This window comes from Providencia sp. 21OH12SH02B-Prov (genome assembly GCF_027362595.1).
Taxonomy (GTDB): Bacteria; Pseudomonadota; Gammaproteobacteria; order Enterobacterales; family Enterobacteriaceae; genus Providencia; species Providencia zhejiangensis.
This window is the reverse complement of the sequence record NZ_CP114796.1, coordinates 2798855-2816912: the sequence shown is the minus strand read 5'-3', so window position 1 is coordinate 2816912 and position 18058 is coordinate 2798855. Positions and strand designations below refer to the sequence as shown.

15 protein-coding genes are annotated in these 18058 nt (G+C 41.1%); 14 read left to right on the top strand and 1 reads right to left on the bottom strand.

Annotated elements, in window-relative coordinates:
* Window positions 1-1658 precede the first annotated feature (1658 nt).
* From flhD to O7C57_RS13250, 12 genes are all read left to right on the top strand, one after another.
* Window positions 1659-2006, top strand: coding sequence for a flagellar transcriptional regulator FlhD (gene flhD, locus O7C57_RS13305; protein ID WP_154622961.1), 348 nt, complete (start codon window positions 1659-1661; stop codon window positions 2004-2006).
* On the top strand, window positions 2006-2593 hold the full coding sequence (gene flhC, locus O7C57_RS13300; RefSeq protein WP_154622986.1) for a flagellar transcriptional regulator FlhC: 588 nt from the start codon (window positions 2006-2008) through the stop codon (window positions 2591-2593). Before flhD ends, flhC begins: the two co-directional genes overlap by 1 nt.
* Before the next feature lie 96 nt (window positions 2594-2689).
* Window positions 2690-3577, top strand: coding sequence for a flagellar motor stator protein MotA (motA, locus tag O7C57_RS13295; protein ID WP_163862359.1), 888 nt, complete (start codon window positions 2690-2692; stop codon window positions 3575-3577).
* A 7-nt stretch (window positions 3578-3584) separates the two neighbouring features.
* Window positions 3585-4544, top strand: a complete 960-nt coding sequence (gene motB / locus O7C57_RS13290) for a flagellar motor protein MotB (RefSeq protein ID WP_154622962.1) — start codon at window positions 3585-3587, stop codon at window positions 4542-4544.
* A gap of 67 nt (window positions 4545-4611) precedes the next feature.
* Complete coding sequence (cheA, locus tag O7C57_RS13285; protein ID WP_269723224.1) at window positions 4612-6711, top strand: chemotaxis protein CheA; 2100 nt, start codon at window positions 4612-4614, stop codon at window positions 6709-6711.
* A 22-nt stretch (window positions 6712-6733) separates the two neighbouring features.
* Window positions 6734-7231 (top strand): chemotaxis protein CheW, encoded by a 498-nt coding sequence (cheW, locus tag O7C57_RS13280; protein ID WP_154622964.1) that lies wholly within the window; start codon window positions 6734-6736, stop codon window positions 7229-7231.
* A gap of 93 nt (window positions 7232-7324) precedes the next feature.
* Complete coding sequence (locus O7C57_RS13275) at window positions 7325-9010, top strand: methyl-accepting chemotaxis protein (RefSeq protein ID WP_269723223.1); 1686 nt, start codon at window positions 7325-7327, stop codon at window positions 9008-9010.
* A 112-nt stretch (window positions 9011-9122) separates the two neighbouring features.
* Window positions 9123-10688, top strand: a complete 1566-nt coding sequence (locus tag O7C57_RS13270) for a methyl-accepting chemotaxis protein (protein WP_154622966.1) — start codon at window positions 9123-9125, stop codon at window positions 10686-10688.
* A gap of 69 nt (window positions 10689-10757) precedes the next feature.
* Window positions 10758-11594, top strand: a complete 837-nt coding sequence (locus O7C57_RS13265) for a CheR family methyltransferase (RefSeq protein WP_154622967.1) — start codon at window positions 10758-10760, stop codon at window positions 11592-11594.
* The gene (locus O7C57_RS13260) at window positions 11594-12661 is read left to right on the top strand and encodes a protein-glutamate methylesterase/protein-glutamine glutaminase (RefSeq protein WP_154622968.1); all 1068 of its coding nucleotides are present in this window, start codon (window positions 11594-11596) and stop codon (window positions 12659-12661) included. Before O7C57_RS13265 ends, O7C57_RS13260 begins: the two co-directional genes overlap by 1 nt.
* 40 nt (window positions 12662-12701) lie before the next feature.
* Window positions 12702-13094 carry a chemotaxis response regulator CheY gene (gene cheY / locus O7C57_RS13255; protein ID WP_154622969.1) on the top strand — a complete coding sequence of 131 codons (393 nt, stop codon included), beginning with the start codon at window positions 12702-12704 and terminating at the stop codon, window positions 13092-13094.
* 24 nt (window positions 13095-13118) lie between these two features.
* The gene (locus O7C57_RS13250) at window positions 13119-13757 is read left to right on the top strand and encodes a protein phosphatase CheZ (protein WP_154622970.1); all 639 of its coding nucleotides are present in this window, start codon (window positions 13119-13121) and stop codon (window positions 13755-13757) included.
* A 100-nt stretch (window positions 13758-13857) separates the two neighbouring features.
* Here O7C57_RS13250 and O7C57_RS13245 read toward each other — a convergent pair whose 3' ends face one another.
* Window positions 13858-14415: a hypothetical protein gene (locus O7C57_RS13245; protein WP_269723222.1), complete on the bottom strand. Its 558-nt coding sequence runs from the start codon at window positions 14413-14415 to the stop codon at window positions 13858-13860.
* Between the two features lie 335 nt (window positions 14416-14750).
* Between O7C57_RS13245 and flhB the strand changes: the two genes are divergently transcribed.
* Both flhB and flhA read left to right on the top strand, forming a co-directional pair.
* Window positions 14751-15902, top strand: coding sequence for a flagellar biosynthesis protein FlhB (gene flhB / locus O7C57_RS13240; protein ID WP_163862351.1), 1152 nt, complete (start codon window positions 14751-14753; stop codon window positions 15900-15902).
* A complete protein-coding gene (gene flhA / locus O7C57_RS13235) occupies window positions 15895-17991 on the top strand; it encodes a flagellar biosynthesis protein FlhA (RefSeq protein WP_154622987.1) in 2097 nt (698 codons plus the stop codon). The genes flhB and flhA overlap by 8 nt, the downstream gene beginning before the upstream one ends.
* The last annotated feature ends 67 nt before the right edge of the window (window positions 17992-18058 follow it).

Below are 18058 nucleotides of genomic sequence, written 5' to 3'. Positions count from 1 at the left end.
TGGTTTGCAAATAAAGCTGATTATTAGGGGCTTTTCTTGTTTATGTTTGTCTATGTTTTTATTTGGTTTTTTTGTATTTTTAATCGATTAAATAGCAAGCGTTTCGTAAAGTAGATAGCTTTCCATGGCAGTTAGCGTAACTCAGCAGCAGAATATTTTGTTAATGCTTTGGGGCATGACAAGGTGAATTTGCGTCACGAGTTTTCATCAAAATGAGCGAATTAATTAGAAAATTTTCAGAAACTCCAAAATGGATTGTGATGTCATTCACATTTTCATCATCACTTTTTATGTCTAAAAAGCTAGCAATTTAGTCTTAAAATCAAAATTTACGCTTCAAATGAAAATTTGAAATGAAAAGAGAGAGTTGATGGTTAGGTCGAATGGTGACTAAGAAATTTTACTTATGTTGCCTTTGAGGAAATGAGTGGATTGTTAAAATAAAAATATATAGTAACATGTATTGATAATCTCTTTTAGTTACTATTTGGTGTCCACTATGAAAGCAAATTTTATCTCTATTAAAAAAAAGCGTTAATCGGATAATCCTTGAAAACTTATGGTTTTTCACAAACAGTGAAATAACAATTGAAACAAAAAATTAATAAAAAATGTATTTTTAACATGCGAATAATTTGTCTTTTTAGCTTTAATGACAGTAGCTTTGGAAATGTAGGTTGATCATTTCATTAAAAAAAACAGCCTAGAATAATTTACTCGTAAAAAGGGAATTTATTATGTAATGAATAAAAGTGTAATACTTTAAATAATTAACTTAACCAAAATAAATATTAGTCAGCTGAATTTACATATATAGAAATTCAGTTTTATATGAAAAATGACCTACTCTTTTATGAGTAAAAATCACCCTAAAAAGTAAGGGTGAATAATAATCAATAGCATCTCATCCATAAATTTTACTTATCAAATATTAAGTGGAATTAATAATGCATCATTTAATATTCTGTATTTAAAATAGCCACTCTATGTTGAGAAATTTTGAATGAATAATATTGGGTTTATCGAACTAATTGAAATTTAATAGATAAAGTGAAATTTGTTGTAGCTGTTATTTTGACCTACCACGAAGTTGGTCTGGACTTTCTTAATAACTTTGTTTGATATGGATCAATATCCTGTTTTGTATGTTGTGATTGGTTATTTGCGTTGTTTATTCAATAAATAGGAGTGAAAAAATCAACTAAAATCCTATCATTTGGTTTAAGTTGATCTTATGTGTCGCGGTTATTTGAGATATGGAAGAGTAAGATAAAGATATAATGAAGAAATCTTTATGAATCGATGGATTGTTACCCTAAAGGAATAAAAAGAAACATAAGCATCTTGAATAGTTAATCCAGTGGTGCATAATAAATACCGACTGAAATTGATATCGGTAAATTCCGACATTTATTCAAATTTTAGCTTTGCCATTATTGTCTGTAGGTATTCAGGAAATAGATTTAATTTAAGTTTTAATTTTTGAGTATTTTATACCCCTTACTAGGTATTCGCTTAATGAATCACATGAAAAGGCAATGGAGACTGTCACCTAGTATATTTTTCTAATTATTAAAAATTAGGTTATAGAAACACATTTAAACTTCATGTTTGTCCTATTTGAACGTAGATGTAGGTAATATTTAAAAGGAAAAAAAATGACCTCAACAACTGATTTTCTGAAGCATATATACGATATTAATCTTTCATATCTACTGCTTGCTCAAAAACTTATCTCCCAGGAAAAGGCCTCTGCTATGTTCCGGCTTGGTATTTCTGAATCAATGGCGAATACATTAGCAGATCTTTCTCTCCCTCAATTGGTCAAATTAGCAGAGACAAACCAGCTTATCTGTCAATTTAGATTTGAAAACAGTGGCACAATAGAGAAATTAACTCGTGACTCAAGGGTAGATGAATTACAACAAATTCATACAGGTATATTACTTTCAACTCACTTGTTGCAAACGCACAAGGCAAATGACAATGAAACAGCGAGAAAATGATGAGTAGCATTACTGAAAAAAGTATTGTTAAAGAAGCTAGCGATATTCGCCTTGCGATGGAACTGATTTCTTTAGGTGCTCGTCTCCAAATGCTAGAAAGTGAGACTCAAATTAGCCGCGGGAGGTTAATTCGTTTATATAAAGAGTTAAGAGGGTGCCCACCACCAAAGGGAATGTTACCGTTCTCAACAGATTGGTTTATGACATGGGAACAGAATATCCATTCATCCATGTTTTATAACGCCTATCAGTTTTTAATCAATACAGGGCGTTGCAAAGGTGTGGATGCCATTGTAAAGGCTTATCGTTTGTACTTGGAACAATGCGCACCACAATCAGAAGAACCATTATTAGCTTTAACACGCGCGTGGACACTTGTTCGTTTTGTTGAAAGCGGCATGTTGCAAAGCTCTGTATGTAGCTGTTGCCATGGCTCTTTTATTACTTATGCACATATACCCGAAAATAGTTTTACTTGCAGTTTATGCCAACCGCCATCAAGGGCAATAAAAAAACGTAAACTTTCCGAACATCTCGCCGATATAACGGTATATCGACAGGATGGCATTACTAAAGCGGTAATGTGATTGGATTGATTTGGTCAACAGGTCTTAAGATTACCTGACTTTCCTTATATTCCCTTTAACTGCCATCTGTTACATAACTGAGTTGAAGGGAATATTGTGTTAATACTCATCGGATATATCATTGTTACAGGTACAGTTATCGGCGGCTATTTGATGCTCGGTGGGCATTTAGGGGCGCTTTATCAACCTGCGGAATTCGTTATTATTTTAGGTGCTGGCTTCGGTGCATTCGTTGTTGGTAACAGTGGTAAATCGATTATCGCCTTATGCAAAGTGTTACCACGCTTATTTCGCCGTTCTTCCTACAACAAAGCAATGTCGATGGATTTGATGGCATTGTTGTTTCAGTTATTAAATAAGTCACGTCAAGAAGGCTTGCTCGCACTTGAAAAAGATATTGAAAATCCTCAAGAAAGCGAAATTTTCTCTCAGTATCCCCGCGTTTTAAAAGATCAAACTACGCTGATGTTCGTGGTGGATTATTTGCGTCTAATGGTGACGAGTAATCTTCAAAGTCATGAAATAGAAGCTCTGATGGATGAAGAGTTAGAAACTTTTCGCCAAGAAAGTGAAGTCCCCGCTTCTGGACTGAATATGGTCGGTGATTCGATGCCAGCATTCGGTATCGTTGCGGCAGTATTAGGTGTGGTGAATGCATTAGGTTCAGCGGATCGACCCGCTGGCGAACTGGGGGCATTAATTGCGCATGCCATGGTTGGTACTTTTTTAGGTATTTTAGTGGCTTATGGATTTATTTTACCGCTTGCCGCACTTATTCGTTTACGTACGAGTGAGCAACTCAAAATGATGGAATGCATCAAAGTGACATTCCTATCTGCATTGCAAGGGTATGCACCACAAATCGCTGTCGAATTTGGACGTAAGGTTTTATACAGCACGGATCGTCCTTCTTTTATTGAGTTAGAAGAGAGGGTTCGTGAAGTGAAAGTGGGTAATCGTTCACAAGTTCAGAACGAGGAGTGAGCAGCCGATGAGAGCAAATAACGCCCATATTATTCGTGTTAAAAAGCGTGTTTCAAGCCATCAAGGTGGACATGGTGGCTCTTGGAAAATCGCCTATGCGGATTTTATGACGGCGATGATGGCATTTTTTTTAGTTATGTGGCTGATTTCTATATCAAGTCCACAAGAGCTAACTCAGATAGCGGAATATTTTCGTACCCCATTAAAAACAGCGATTAATCCGGGTGCGAAAAGTGGTGATGCGACAAATCCAATACCAGGAGGGGGCAAGGACATCATATTTCGTGATGGAGATGTTTTGCCTGAACCGAATAATGAGATTCAAGGTCATGCTAATTTTCAGTTTGAAAAACTAAAGCGTTCGCTTGAGCAAGCCATCCTCAAAGACCCTCGATTAAATGAACTCAAGCCTCACTTGTTGATCGATATGATTGATGAAGGGTTGCGTATTCAAATTGTTGATAGCGCAAATCGCCCTATGTTTATGGTCGGTTCGGCACATGTCGAGTCTTATATGCGTGATATTTTGCGCGCGCTTGCTCCGTTACTTAATGACGTTCCTAATAAGATCAGCATCTCAGGCCATACGGATGATCTGCCGTATGCCAATGGCGCAAACTATAACAATTGGGAACTTTCCGCGGATAGGGCAAATGCCTCACGCCGTGAACTGATCGCTGGCGGACTCACCCAAGATAAGATTTTACGGGTTGTTGGTATGGCTTCCAGTATTCATCTCGATAAAAGCAACGGATTAGCGCCGATCAATCGCCGTATTAGCATCATTGTATTAAATGAAAGTGAAACGGAGCAAATCTTACATGAATACGATGGCGCAACAACCTTGAGTGAAGTGTTACATAAATCTTCATCAAGGCCTGAGCCTTCCTCAATTGGAAATGCAGAAAATGCAACCAATGAGGACGCTCATTCATCATCAATATCAACACCAACACCTTCAAACTGATTGAGTTGTATCGCCATTTATCGGCCTACAACATGAAGTGAAACCTAAGCTAAATTGGATAAGAACCATGGATATTACTGAGTTTTATCAAACGTTTTTCGATGAAGCTGATGAGTTACTTAGGGATATGGAACAACATTTGCTTGAGCTCGATCCTGTCGACCCAGATAGCGAACAGTTAAATGCAATCTTCCGTAGTGCTCATTCAATAAAAGGTGGAGCTGCGACCTTTGGTTTCACACAGTTGCAAAACACCACGCATACATTAGAAAACCTGCTCGATAAGGCACGTCATGATGAACTGACATTAACACCTGATATCATTGATATTTTTCTTGATGCAAAGGATGTGATGGCCGCACAACTTGAAGCTTATAAAAATGATTCATTACCGGATGAAGAATCATTTAAGCATATTTGTGAAGTACTTGGACGTGTAGAGCAGAAAGCCGAAGAAGTGGTTGTTGAAGAAACCAGCATCGCATTACCCTTGAACCAATCAACCTCTGTTCAAGTTGCTGAAGACACGATAAAAAGTGAATACGAGCATTATTTTATCATCACGCTTAATCAATTGAAAAAGAATGAGGTAGAGCTATTAGCGGAGGAGTTAGCGCTATTTGGCACCCTGTATAACACACAAAAAACAGCAGATAGTTTAACGGTTTGGGTTGGAACCAATACAGCAATTGAAGATATTTGCGGCGTGTTATGTTTTGTTGTTGATGAGTCACAGATCAGTCATCAATTAACCAATGCACAAACCTGTTTAGCTTACCTACTCGCAGACAGTAATAATGAATTAGAAGCGGCTGATTCAGCAAATGTTGCTTCAGAAGCGGTTGATTCTGCAAAAGAGGTTGAACAGGACCTTAACAAGGAAGCGCCTTCAACCGCGGCAGTCAAGCCTAAAGCAAATGCAGACTCTCGCAAAGCTGTCTCTTCAAAAACAAAAGCCGATTCTAGTAGTATTCGTGTCGCCGTGGAAAAGGTTGATCAGCTTATTAATTTAGTGGGTGAGTTAGTGATTATTCAGTCCATGCTGACTCAACACAGTCAGCAGCTCGACCACAATGAATATGGTGATTTACTGAGTTCGATAGTGCAATTGGAACGTAACTCTCGTGCATTGCAAGAGTCCGTTATGTCGATTCGTATGATGCCGATGGATTACGTTTTTAGCCGTTTTCCTCGAATGGTGCGTGATATTGCCACTAAGCTCAATAAAAAAATTGAGTTAAAAGTCGAAGGTAGTGCGACAGAGCTCGATAAAAGTTTAATTGAACGTATCGTTGATCCCCTTAATCACCTCGTTCGTAACAGCCTTGACCATGGTATTGAAAAGCCTGATGTTCGGGTTGCTAATGGCAAGCCTGAAACCGGTACATTAACACTCTCGGCATCACATCAAAGTGGCAATATTTGTATTGAAGTTCGGGATGATGGCGCAGGTCTCAATCGTGAACGTATTCTTGCAAAGGCTCGCTCTCAAGGCATGAGTGTTCATGATGGCATGAGCAATGAAGAGATTGCCATGCTGATTATGGCACCGGGCTTTTCAACCGCAGAAGTTGTCACCGATGTTTCTGGGCGTGGTGTCGGTATGGATGTTGTAAAACGCAATATTCAAGACATGGGTGGACGCATTCAGATTGGTTTCACCGAAGGAAAAGGCACCATCATTCGTATCTTACTGCCGCTTACCTTAGCCATCTTAGATGGTATGTCAGTGAAAGTTGCAGAGGATGTATTTATCGTTCCACTAAGTGCCATTATCAGTACGTTACAACCACGCCAAGAAGATATTTATCGCCTTGCGGGCGAAGAAAAAATGTTATTGGTCCGCGGCGAATACCTTCCCTTAGTTGAATTACATCAAGTGTTTAGTATCACTGGCGCTGAGCGCGACTTGGCCAATAGTATCGTGCTGATCATTCAACATGCCGGGCATCGTTTTGCATTATTGGTTGATAAGTTGGTGGGGCAGCAGCAAGTCGTTGTAAAAAATATTGAAAGTAATTACCGCAAAATTCCGGGAATTTCTGCCGCTACCATTATGGGGGATGGCTCTGTCGCACTGATTTTAGATGTGGCTGAGCTACAACAGATGAATAACAGCATTTTGCTGAAAAAGAAGCAGCAAATTGCACAACCCGTTCTGCACTAAATAGAGATAGAGGCTAAACACTATGTCAATGTTGGATGATGATTTAAATAAGCTTGATGAAGAAAAAAATGGGGAAGGTTATCTCATTTTTACGTTAGGCGAAGAAGAATACGGCATCGAAATATTAAAAGTACAAGAAATTAGAGGATATGAGCAAGTTACTCGTATTGCTAATACACCTGATTTCATTAAAGGGGTTACCAATTTAAGGGGAGTGATTATCCCTATTATTGATTTACGCATTAAATTTTCCCATCAAAACGTCACCTATAACGACAACACGGTGGTGATTGTTGTGAATTTAAAAGACAGGGTTGTTGGCATTGTTGTTGATGGCGTATCCGACGTATTAGTGCTGAATGAAGAGCAAATTGCTGCTCCGCCAGATTTTGCCGTCACATTATCAACGAAATATCTGACAGGGCTTGGTACTGTGGGAGAGCGTATGTTGATTCTTGTGGATATTGAAAAACTGTTAACCAGTGACGAAATGGCGCTGATTGACAGCATGGCTGAGTAACCCTCAGCCATAAATATTCTCGTTTCAACGGCTAAAGTTTTTAGCCTTACGACCGATACCAAAAATACAACAACATTATGTTAGTAAAACGTCATGTACAGCCGAATTAAAATCGTATCAGGACTTTTGTCCGTCATTGTTGTCTTTATTCTGTTGCAGTTAATATCCAGCAGTTTGATGTTTAATAAACTGGGCGATAACAGTGACAGTATTAATTATTTGAATTCGCTCCAACGCCAAAGACAAGTATTAACCGAAAGTTGGGTTAATCTTTTACAAGCTCGCGCTAATCTTAATCGCTCAGTCAATGCTTATTTATTGGAAGGGCGCGCCTATCAGGATGATGCTTCCGCTGACGACTTGATTAAGGCAGCAAATCGTAATTTTAAAGCCGCGGATGCTGCCTATCAGCGTTATAACAAGCTGATGTCAGAAACAAATTATGATAAGGCTAAATTTGAAAAGCTCTTTTCAACTTATGAAACTTACCGTAATGCGTTAATTAAATTAGGGGAATACGCTCAAAAAGGTCAATTAGAGCAATTCTATGCACATCGTACGTCAGAACATCAAATTAAATTTGAAGAACAATTTAATGCTTATTTTGCTGACATTTCAGCCGATTTCCAAAGTGAAGTTAAACGTGCCGATGCTAATTATCGCGAATCCTTATATTTAATTATCTTTTTATCGGTTGTATTAGCACTTATTGGCTTCTTGAGTTACCGCTATGTACGTAAGGGAATTATTGAACCTTTAGGGCATTTAATTCAACGAATCAAAATTTTTGCTGCGGGTGATTTAACACCAACCGTTGATACCAAGGCGACCAATGAAATTGGTGAATTGGCTCGGGGTGTCGAACATATGCAACAAGAACTGATTAATACGGTTCGTGGGGTTCGTGATGGTAGTGAGACTATTTATCAAGGAACCAGTGAGATAGCCGCGGGTAACAATGATCTTTCTTCTCGTACTCAGCAACAAGTTGCGTGTTTAGAAGAAACTGCCGCGAGTATGAGTGAGCTGACCGCGACAGTAAAACAAAATACGGAGTACGCGCATCAAGCTAGCGAGTATGCAAGTCAAGCTTCAGCGATTGCTAAAGAAGGCGGGAAAGTGGTGTCCAATGTGGTAAATACCATGCTGAATATCGCTGAAAGTTCTCAAAAGATCTCAGATATCACTGCTGTTATCGATAGCATTGCCTTCCAAACCAATATATTAGCATTGAATGCGGCGGTTGAAGCGGCACGTGCTGGTGAACATGGGCGTGGATTTGCGGTGGTGGCCGATGAGGTTCGTAACCTCGCGCAGCGCAGTGCAAATGCCGCAAAAGAGATCAAAGCATTGATTGAAGACTCTGTATCAAGAACCGATACAGGCGCGCGTCAAGCTGGTGATGCGGGTGAAACAATGACAAAAATTGTTGAGTCCGTTACTCGTGTCACTGACATTATGTCCCATATTGCATTGGCATCAGATGAGCAGAGCAAGGGAATTTCACAGGTCAGTATTGCCGTTGCTGAAATGGATAAGGTGACTCAGCAAAATGCTTCACTCGTTGAACAATCTGCGGTTGCGGCAAATGTTTTGGAAGAACAAGTCGCTAAGCTTGCTCAACTGATATCGATTTTCCGTTTGCCTGCCATGAAGCAAACAGAGCGCCAAGTGACAGAGCCTGCGGCAAGAACAATTTCAAATGTCGTGAAGACGCCAGATTTGAAAAAAATAGCATCGAAGAATCATCAAGATGATGACAATTGGGAAACTTTCTAAAGACTCAGCTCAGCTTAGCGCTGCCAAGTTTTACGCTTGGCAGCGTTTCTGTACATCACTGAAATAGTGATTGTTACATAGAAATCTTAGCTGGCGTATGTGGGGATAAAATATGTTTGGTAAGAGTATAAGGATTTCAGTCAGTTTATATCTACTGCTTATTATGTTTTGTGGGATGCAGATAGTATCTAGCGCCCTTTCATTGGGAATAGTGTCTAGCGAACTCTCTTCTTTAGAACGTATCGATCTCGGTTCGAAAAAACGTGATTTACTCGAAACCACCTATGAAGATCTTATGCAAGCCCGTAGTACTCTGACCCAAATCGTGGTGCACATGAAAGTGGATTCTGACACGAAGAGCATTGAGCAGGCGAAAGGTGTTTTTGATCAATTTCTACAAAAAGCGGCTGACGACTATGAAAAATTTAAAGCTCAGCCGCTATTGAATGAGCATGAAAATCTCGCGGCAATCGAAGAGAGTTACCAAGCTTTTGTGGCAATTTTAAAAGAATTAAGAGCGTTGATTGAGAGTAATGACATTCCTGGCTATGTCGCATTGCCTGCACAGCAGCATCAAGATCAGATGGCTGAAATTATCAACCAATACCTTGAGTTACTGAACAACGACAGCAAAAACTCACTAGATTCTGCGAATTTCTATAATCAAGTGGCCTGGTTTATGTTCTTTGCTGTGACCTTCATTATTTTAGCCGTTTCTGGTTTAGCGCATTTTTGGATGAAACGTAAAGTCATTTATCCACTCATGAGCATGAGTGAACACTTTATGAAACTCGCGCAAGGCAAACTGAATCAAGATATTCGCGTCACAACCCGAGATGAAATTGGTGAAGTATTTGAACAACTTAAACTGATGCAAGAGTCACTTGCGACTTCAGTTATTAATTTACGCATCAACACTGACCAAATGTATACCGGTATTCGTGAGATTGCGTTGGGCAATAACAATTTATCCTCTCGCACGGAGCAACAAGCTGCATCATTAGAAGAGACAGCAGCGAGCATGGAAGAATTAACTGCGACAGTAAAACAAAATGCGGACAACGCACGTCAAGCAAGTGAACTCGCGATCTCAGCATCAAAAACGGCAACTAAAGGCGGTGATATTACTGTCGATGTTATTGAAACAATGACAGAAATTTCACACAGCTCACAAAAAATCAGTGCCATTATTAGTGTGATTGATGGCATTGCCTTCCAAACCAATATTCTCGCTTTAAATGCCGCAGTAGAAGCCGCTAGAGCTGGCGAACAGGGACGTGGGTTTTCGGTTGTTGCAGGTGAAGTTCGTGCATTGGCTCAGCGTAGTGCTGAAGCGGCGAAAGAGATTAAAACATTGATTGATGAATCCGTCGGACGAGTCAACCAAGGATCTCAATTAGTTAACGAAGCGGGACAAACCATGAATGAGTTGGTGGCGGCAGTGAATCAGGTCACTGAATTGATGGGGAATATCGCGTCTGCTTCTAATGAACAGAGCCGAGGTATTGAACAGGTTGCAACAGCAGTGAGCCAAATGGATTTAGTGACACAACAAAACGCCGCATTGGTTGAGCAATCGACCAGTGCAACAGCGGCCTTGGAAGACCAAGCCAATAACTTAGTTGATACCGTTGCATTCTTTGAAGTATCGGAAAATAAAGTCGCACACATTCGTTAATTCATTGCTAGGTATTAAGCAGCCGTTTATCGGCTGCTTCTGGGTTTTTATTAAATAGGACAAAGTACGATGCTTTTTGCGCCACAGATAGAACCATTGACCGATGAAGAGTTCGGTCGGGTTTGCCGATTTATTCATAAAAAATCAGGCATCGTTCTTACCATGAATAAAAAAAACATGGTGTATAACCGGTTATTAAAAAGGTTACGAGACTGTAATGTCAGTAATTTCGCTGAATATCTCCATATGTTAGAGCGAGAGCCGTTACATCCTGAATGGCAAGCATTTGTGAATGCATTGACGACAAACTTAACCGCTTTTTTCCGTGAACCTCATCATTTTGTCACTTTGGCCGATTTTGTTCGTTCTCGTAAAAATAGCAACATCAATATTTGGTGTGCGGCTTCTTCAACAGGGGAAGAACCTTATTCTATTGCGATGACACTAAGCGATGTGCTGGGTGCTCAAGCCTCTAATGCCAAAATCATCGCAAGTGATATTGATACAGAGGTATTAGATAAGGCGAAACAAGGTGTGTATCGCATTGAAGAACTCAAATCACTCAGTGCATTACAGCGGCAACGCTATTTCATGAAAGGGGTGGGAGATTTTGAAGGCTACGCACGTGTTAAACAGACATTAAGGCAGATGATTGAATTTCGGTATTTAAATCTTAGCGATAACGATTGGCAGCTGCAACATCGCTTTGATGCAATTTTTTGTCGTAACGTCATGATCTACTTCGATAAAGAGATGCAAATCAAACTATTAGAGCGGTTTGCGCCATTACTCAAACCAGACGGTTTGTTATTTATCGGCCATTCAGAAAATTTATCACAATTATCACAACGATTTGTAATTAAAGGACAAACAGTCTACAGCTTACAATCGGCGAGGAGGGGGTGATGAACAAAATTAAAGTGCTTTGTGTTGATGACTCAGCATTAATGCGTCAAATCATGCGTGAAATCATTAATAGTCACTCCGACATGATGGTTGTTGATACGGCACCGGATCCCTATGTGGCGCGTGATTTAATCAAACAACATCAACCTGATGTCTTAACGCTTGATGTTGAGATGCCGCGGATGGACGGCATTGATTTTTTAGAGAAATTGATGAGGTTACACCCATTACCTGTTGTTATGGTTTCTACGCTCACATCCAAAGGCTCTGAAGTCACACTGAAAGCATTAGAGCTTGGTGCGGTTGATTTTGTCACTAAGCCACAAATTGGTATCCGTGAAACCATGATGAGCTACCGTGATGTGATCGGCGAAAAAATCCGTGCCGCGGCCATGTCAAAAATTACTCAGCGAAATCGTTTTGCGCGTCCAGAAAAGGGGGTTGCTGAGCCAACAAAAATGGTTAAGCCACTGTCACCCTATGTTTGTCATAGCAGAGTGATTGCTGTAGGGGCATCAACTGGCGGGACAGAAGCTATTCGCCAATTTTTAGAAATGCTCCCTCGTGAATGTCCTCCGGTGGTGATTACACAGCATATGCCTGCCGGTTTTACGCGTTCATTTGCTGAAAGGTTAAATAAATTGTGTTCGTTGACCGTGAAAGAGGCCGAACACAATGAACCACTACAGAAAGGCCATGCTTATATTGCCCCCGGTGATTCACATATGTTGGTAGTCGATAACGGCCGTGGTTATCACATCCGTTTACAGCAAACTGAACCTGTAAACCGTCATCGCCCTTCTGTGGATGTGTTATTTGACTCCGTGGCGAAATGTGTTGGTCGTAAGTGTGTGGGTATTTTATTAACCGGAATGGGCATGGATGGGGCAAAAGGCATGCTGAACTTGCGTCAACAAGGCGCGGTCACCTACGCACAAAACGAAAGCAGTTGCGTGGTATTTGGCATGCCGCGAGCAGCTATCGAACTCAATGCTGTCGACGAAATTCAAGATATTGCCAAAATTGCGCCGAGTGTTTTGGCTCGACTTTCATCTGTGTCCGCATAACGGTTGCAGAATTTACAATTGTATTTTTGAAGGAGTGGTTATGGCCGCTAAAGATCTGAGTTTTTTGGTAGTAGATGATTTTTCCACGATGCGACGTATTGTTCGTAACTTATTAAAAGAACTTGGCTTTAATAAAATTGAAGAAGCGGAAGATGGCATTGATGCCTTAGAAAAAATCCGTGCCGGACATATTGATTTTGTGGTTGCGGATTGGAATATGCCTAACATGGATGGCTTAGAGTTATTGAAAACTATTCGTGGCGATGAAGCGTTGAAACATATTCCTGTTTTGATGGTGACTGCTGAAGCGAAGAAAGAAAATATCATCGCAGCAGCCCAAGCGGGTGCGAGTGGCTATGTTGTGAAGCCATTTACCGCGGCGATATTAGAAGAAAAATTGAACAAAGTATTTGAAAAGATGGGATTGCAATAAACGCACCTGCTGAAGGAGAGTGTGATGACAGAACAAATAGTAACGGCGAGCAGTCCCACTGGTAATGATGATTTAAAACAGGTCATTACTCGGATTGGTACCTTGATGAGAACTTTGCGCGAAAGCATGCGGGAACTTGGCTTAGAAAAAAGTGTTCAGCAGGCTGTTGCTAGCATTCCTGATGGCAAAGACCGTCTGCGCTATATTGCGCAAATGACGGCTCAAGCAGCTGAAAAAACATTAAATGGTATTGATGTAATCAAACCACTGCAAGCCCAGATGCATGACCAAGCGCTAGCATTGCAGCAGCAATGGAATGGTGTGACTAATAACCAAATTAGTGCTGAATTACAGCAATCTACGAATGATTTTCTCGGCCGAGTGATTACTGATAGTAATACGACTAAAGCAGAATTACTTGAAATCATGATGGCACAAGACTTTCAAGATCTGACAGGGCAAGTCATTAAAAAAATGATGGAAGTGGTCGAAGAAGCAGAGAAACAGCTACTCGCATTGTTAATGGAAAATACGCCACCAGAAATGCGAGTTAAACAGCAGAATGACAGCTTATTAAATGGCCCACAGATTAATAAAGACGGTGCGAATGTGATGGCATCACAATCGCAAGTCGATGATTTGTTAGATGAGTTAGGTTTCTAACTGGCGGTAGATCCCCCTTCAACTATGATGCAGGGGGATTTCATCATGTAGAGAATATGTCGCTCAAGTCATGAAACAGAGCACACTATCGACCTATTACTTAGTCATGTTGATAGACTTCAACAATTTTGCCACCAAATGCTTCAGTAAATTGCTGAATGAAATCATCACTCATATCCCAACTATGAAAACTGAACCCTAAATCACCAAATGCCCATGGTGGGTCATAATGCCAGTTTGAAATAGGGGCGTGATAATCACAATTGACACATTCTAAATCATGAGGATGACCTTCGTACCAAGCCGTCACCGCATCGCTCCAACGTTCACTTTGCTCGCTTTGCTCATTTTTACACGTTGGGCAGTAGATACCCAGACCATTTCCTCCGGCATGGAAAACCGTACGCTCAGTGGTAATGGTTAAATAGTTTTTCAGTATGTTTTCGGGAAGTTGTGTCGGTACGATTTTATCATCAATCACATATAAGATGGGTTGTTTATACGCTGGCGTCGGGCGATACAACACTTCATCATCTTCTAGCTGCTGATAATCAGGGTCAATAATACCTTGTTGTTTTAACCAATTTAGCATGCGTTCCGCTTCTTTTTTGGCATCTTCAGCTAAAACCTCTGGGGCGACAAGATGGCAACTATCCATATCGTGGTGACCTTTAAACAAGAAAGTAGCTGATTAGCTTACCTTCTGACATGACCGAACAAAATAGGATTCGGTGTATTTATTTTGCAGTACTGATCATGCCTACGCTTAATCAGCATACTCAGGATTTTCGTCTTTATTTTTGTCATGTAATTTCGACATCTTTTTAATGCACGATGCCGTTATTTTTTGCGTAACGTTTCGCAAAATAGCTGAAATATTACTCAATGGGTAAATAACCCTAGTGAACGTCGTCTATTTTCTTGCATTGATTTTTTTACACTCTGTCATGCTATAGCCCAAACTTCCAATCTGCTGACCAGCAAGGAAATGGCGTGTCCGACGACAGTGATGTAGAAAAAACAGAAGAACCCACGCCCCATAAAAAACAGAAAGCAAAAGATGATGGGCAGATAGTTCGTTCAAAAGAGCTAAGTTCGCTAATGATGATGTTGGCGGGTATCAGCCTATTATGGCTAAGTGGTGGGCACCTTGCCGACGAGTTGCGGCAAATTTTTCGTCAAGGCTTTATTTTTGATGGGCACTATATACAAAACACCTTGTTGATGGTGAGTTACTTTGGACAAATGGTAGGGGAAGCATTATTTGCACTCTTACCTGTCATTGGCGGGTTGGCGTTAGTTGGTATTTCGGCATCTTCACTTGTTGGTGGCTTATTATTTAATAGTAAATTAATTAAATTTGATTTGAAAAAGCTTAATCCAATCAGTGGATTAAAACGAATTTTTTCGATGAACGCACTCTCTGAACTGTTTAAAGCAGTCCTAAAGTCGATGTTTGTTGGATTAGGGGCGGCCATTTTTTTATGGCAAAACTGGCCATCATTGTTGCATCTGGTAACCGAATCACCAGTAAGTGCGTTAGAAAACGCGATGTACAAGGTGATTTTTGCCGGCTATTTAATTGTATTTTTGCTGATCCCGATGGTGGCATTTGATGTGTTTTATCAGTTTCGCTCTCATTTGAAAAAATTACGAATGAGCCGTCAAGAAATCAAAGACGAGTTTAAACAGCAAGAGGGTGACCCTCAAATTAAAGCAAAAATTCGTCAGCAGCAGCGAGCAATAGCGCGTAATCGCATGATGGCGGATGTGCCTCAAGCCGATGTGATTGTCACCAACCCGACTCACTATGCAGTCGCATTAAAATACGATGACAAACATATGGGGGCGCCGAAAGTATTGGCAAAAGGCGCTGGCGTGTTAGCGCAACGCATCAAAGAAATCGGCCAAGAGCATCGAATTTTACAGCTAGAGGCTCCCCCATTAGCACGGGCTCTCTATCGCCATGCTGAAATAGGGCAAAGCATTCCTGTCGCACTGTATGCTGCGGTGGCAGAAGTCTTAGCATGGGTTTACCAACTGCGTCGCTGGCGGCGTGAGGGTGGATTAAAACCAAGAAAACCGAAAAATTTACCAGTGCCACCGGCGCTGGATTTTGCTGGAGAAAACAATCGCGATGGCTAATTTGGCTGCATTATTAAAATTGCCTAAAAATTTACAGGGTACACAGTGGCAAATTCTTGCTGGCCCAGTGCTTATCTTACTTATCTTATCAATGATGGTACTGCCGCTACCGGCCTTTATTTTGGATTTGCTATTTACCTTTAATATCGCGCTATCCATTATGGTGCTATTAGTGGCAATGTTCACCAAGCGTACACTTGATTTTGCTGCTTTCCCAACCATCTTACTGTTCGCGACATTATTACGTTTATCACTGAATATCGCCTCAACACGTATCATTTTGCTGGATGGTCACACCGGTCCTGATGCGGCAGGGCGTGTTGTTGAAGCCTTCGGTCACTTCTTGGTCGGCGGCAACTTTGCGATCGGGATTGTCGTTTTTATCATTTTAGTGTTGATTAACTTCATGGTGATTACTAAGGGGGCTGGACGAATCGCTGAAGTCGGCGCACGTTTTGTACTCGATGGTATGCCTGGCAAACAAATGGCCATTGATGCGGATTTGAATGCGGGAATTATTAATGATGATGAAGCCAAAAAACGTCGAGCAGAAGTCACTCAAGAAGCTGATTTTTATGGTTCGATGGATGGTGCGAGTAAATTTGTGCGTGGAGATGCAATCGCGGGGATCATGATCATGGTGATCAACGTCGTTGGTGGACTGATAATAGGTGTTGGGCAACATAATATGACGCTAGGTGATGCAACCAGTGCTTATACGTTGCTGACTATCGGTGATGGCTTAGTGGCTCAGATCCCTGCTCTGATTATCTCCACTGCCGCGGGGGTGATTGTGACTCGTGTGGCGACCGATGAGGATGTGGGTGAGCAGATGGTCACCCAATTATTTAATAACCCACGAGTTATGTGGCTCAGTGCAGGGGTATTAGGGTTAATTGGCTTAATCCCAGGCATGCCAAACTTTGTTTTTTTACTGTTTACGGTGGCGTTAGCTGGATTGGGTTGGTATTTAGTACGTAAATCAAAACAGCCTGAAAACCAAACTGAGGATGGTCAACTCAAACAGTTTCAAGAGGCAAATAAAGTCGTTGAAGCGACGTGGGACGATGTTCAATTAGAAGATTTGTTGGCAATGGAAGTTGGCTATCGGTTGATCCCTTTAGTGGATAACGACCAACAAGGCGAATTGCTTGGACGTATTCGTGGGCTACGCAAAAAATTTGCTCAAGAGGTGGGGTATTTGCCTCCAGTTGTTCATATTTGCGACAACTTAGAGCTTTCCCCTTGTGAATATCGCATCCTTATCAAAGGTGCGGAGGTTGGGCGCGGTGAAGCTCAACCAGGGCGTAGTTTAGCCATTGACCCCGGTAATGCAGCAGGCACCTTACCTGGTGATGCGACTAAAGAACCCGCCTTTGGTCTGCCAGCTGTGTGGATTGATGATGATTTACGTGAACAGGCTCAAATTCAAGGATATACCGTTGTCTCCGCGAGTACGGCTGTGGCGACGCACTTTAATCAAATTCTGCTACAGAACTCCAGCACATTGTTTGGTCGTCAAGAAGCTCAATTGTTGTATGACCGAGTGAAAAAAGAGATGCCGAAGTTGGCTGATGACCTGATCCCTGACACCATTTCTCTGACAATACTGCATCGTGTATTGCAGAATTTATTGGCGGAGGAGGTGATGATCAGAGATATGCGGACGATCCTTGAAACACTCGCTGAAATGGCAGGTGAAAATGGTGAGCAAAAAGATACTGACTATTTAACATCGCAGGTGCGTATCGCGCTAGGACGAGCAATAACCCAACAGTGGTTTGGTCATGCAGAAGAAATTCAAGTGATTGGATTAGATGCCGGTCTCGAACAAATTTTATTACAGGCGGCAAAAAATGGCGGCGGGTTAGAGCCTAATTTAGCACAATTTATTCAAAATCAGGCAGAAGAGGCGATAAGGCATCAAGAAGCCATGGGAGCCCCGACGGTATTGTTAGTTAACCATGGCTTACGTTTGATTCTTTCTCGTTTTTTACGTCGAAGCTTGCCACAGCTGGTCGTGATGTCAAATCTTGAACTAAATGATCGTCGTAAAATTCGTATGACATCCATGATCAGTGGCAGCTAAATCCGTTTATGAAAGCGATGAGTATTTAATAAAAGAGTACGATGCCTTATTGGGTAATCCAGTCAGG

Bases quoted from the DNA above. Each gene is read 5' to 3' on its own strand.
- flhD (WP_154622961.1), top strand. From the start codon at position 1,659: ATGACCTCAACAACTGATTTTCTGAAGCATATATACGATATTAATCTT.
- flhC (WP_154622986.1), top strand. From the start codon at position 2,006: ATGAGTAGCATTACTGAAAAAAGTATTGTTAAAGAAGCTAGCGATATT.
- motB (WP_154622962.1), top strand. From the start codon at position 3,585: ATGAGAGCAAATAACGCCCATATTATTCGTGTTAAAAAGCGTGTTTCA.
- cheA (WP_269723224.1), top strand. From the start codon at position 4,612: ATGGATATTACTGAGTTTTATCAAACGTTTTTCGATGAAGCTGATGAG.
- cheW (WP_154622964.1), top strand. From the start codon at position 6,734: ATGTCAATGTTGGATGATGATTTAAATAAGCTTGATGAAGAAAAAAAT.
- O7C57_RS13275 (WP_269723223.1), top strand. From the start codon at position 7,325: ATGTACAGCCGAATTAAAATCGTATCAGGACTTTTGTCCGTCATTGTT.
- O7C57_RS13270 (WP_154622966.1), top strand. From the start codon at position 9,123: ATGTTTGGTAAGAGTATAAGGATTTCAGTCAGTTTATATCTACTGCTT.
- O7C57_RS13265 (WP_154622967.1), top strand. From the start codon at position 10,758: ATGCTTTTTGCGCCACAGATAGAACCATTGACCGATGAAGAGTTCGGT.
- O7C57_RS13260 (WP_154622968.1), top strand. From the start codon at position 11,594: ATGAACAAAATTAAAGTGCTTTGTGTTGATGACTCAGCATTAATGCGT.
- cheY (WP_154622969.1), top strand. From the start codon at position 12,702: ATGGCCGCTAAAGATCTGAGTTTTTTGGTAGTAGATGATTTTTCCACG.
- O7C57_RS13250 (WP_154622970.1), top strand. From the start codon at position 13,119: ATGACAGAACAAATAGTAACGGCGAGCAGTCCCACTGGTAATGATGAT.
- O7C57_RS13245 (WP_269723222.1), bottom strand. From the start codon at position 14,415: ATGGATAGTTGCCATCTTGTCGCCCCAGAGGTTTTAGCTGAAGATGCC.
- flhA (WP_154622987.1), top strand. From the start codon at position 15,895: ATGGCTAATTTGGCTGCATTATTAAAATTGCCTAAAAATTTACAGGGT.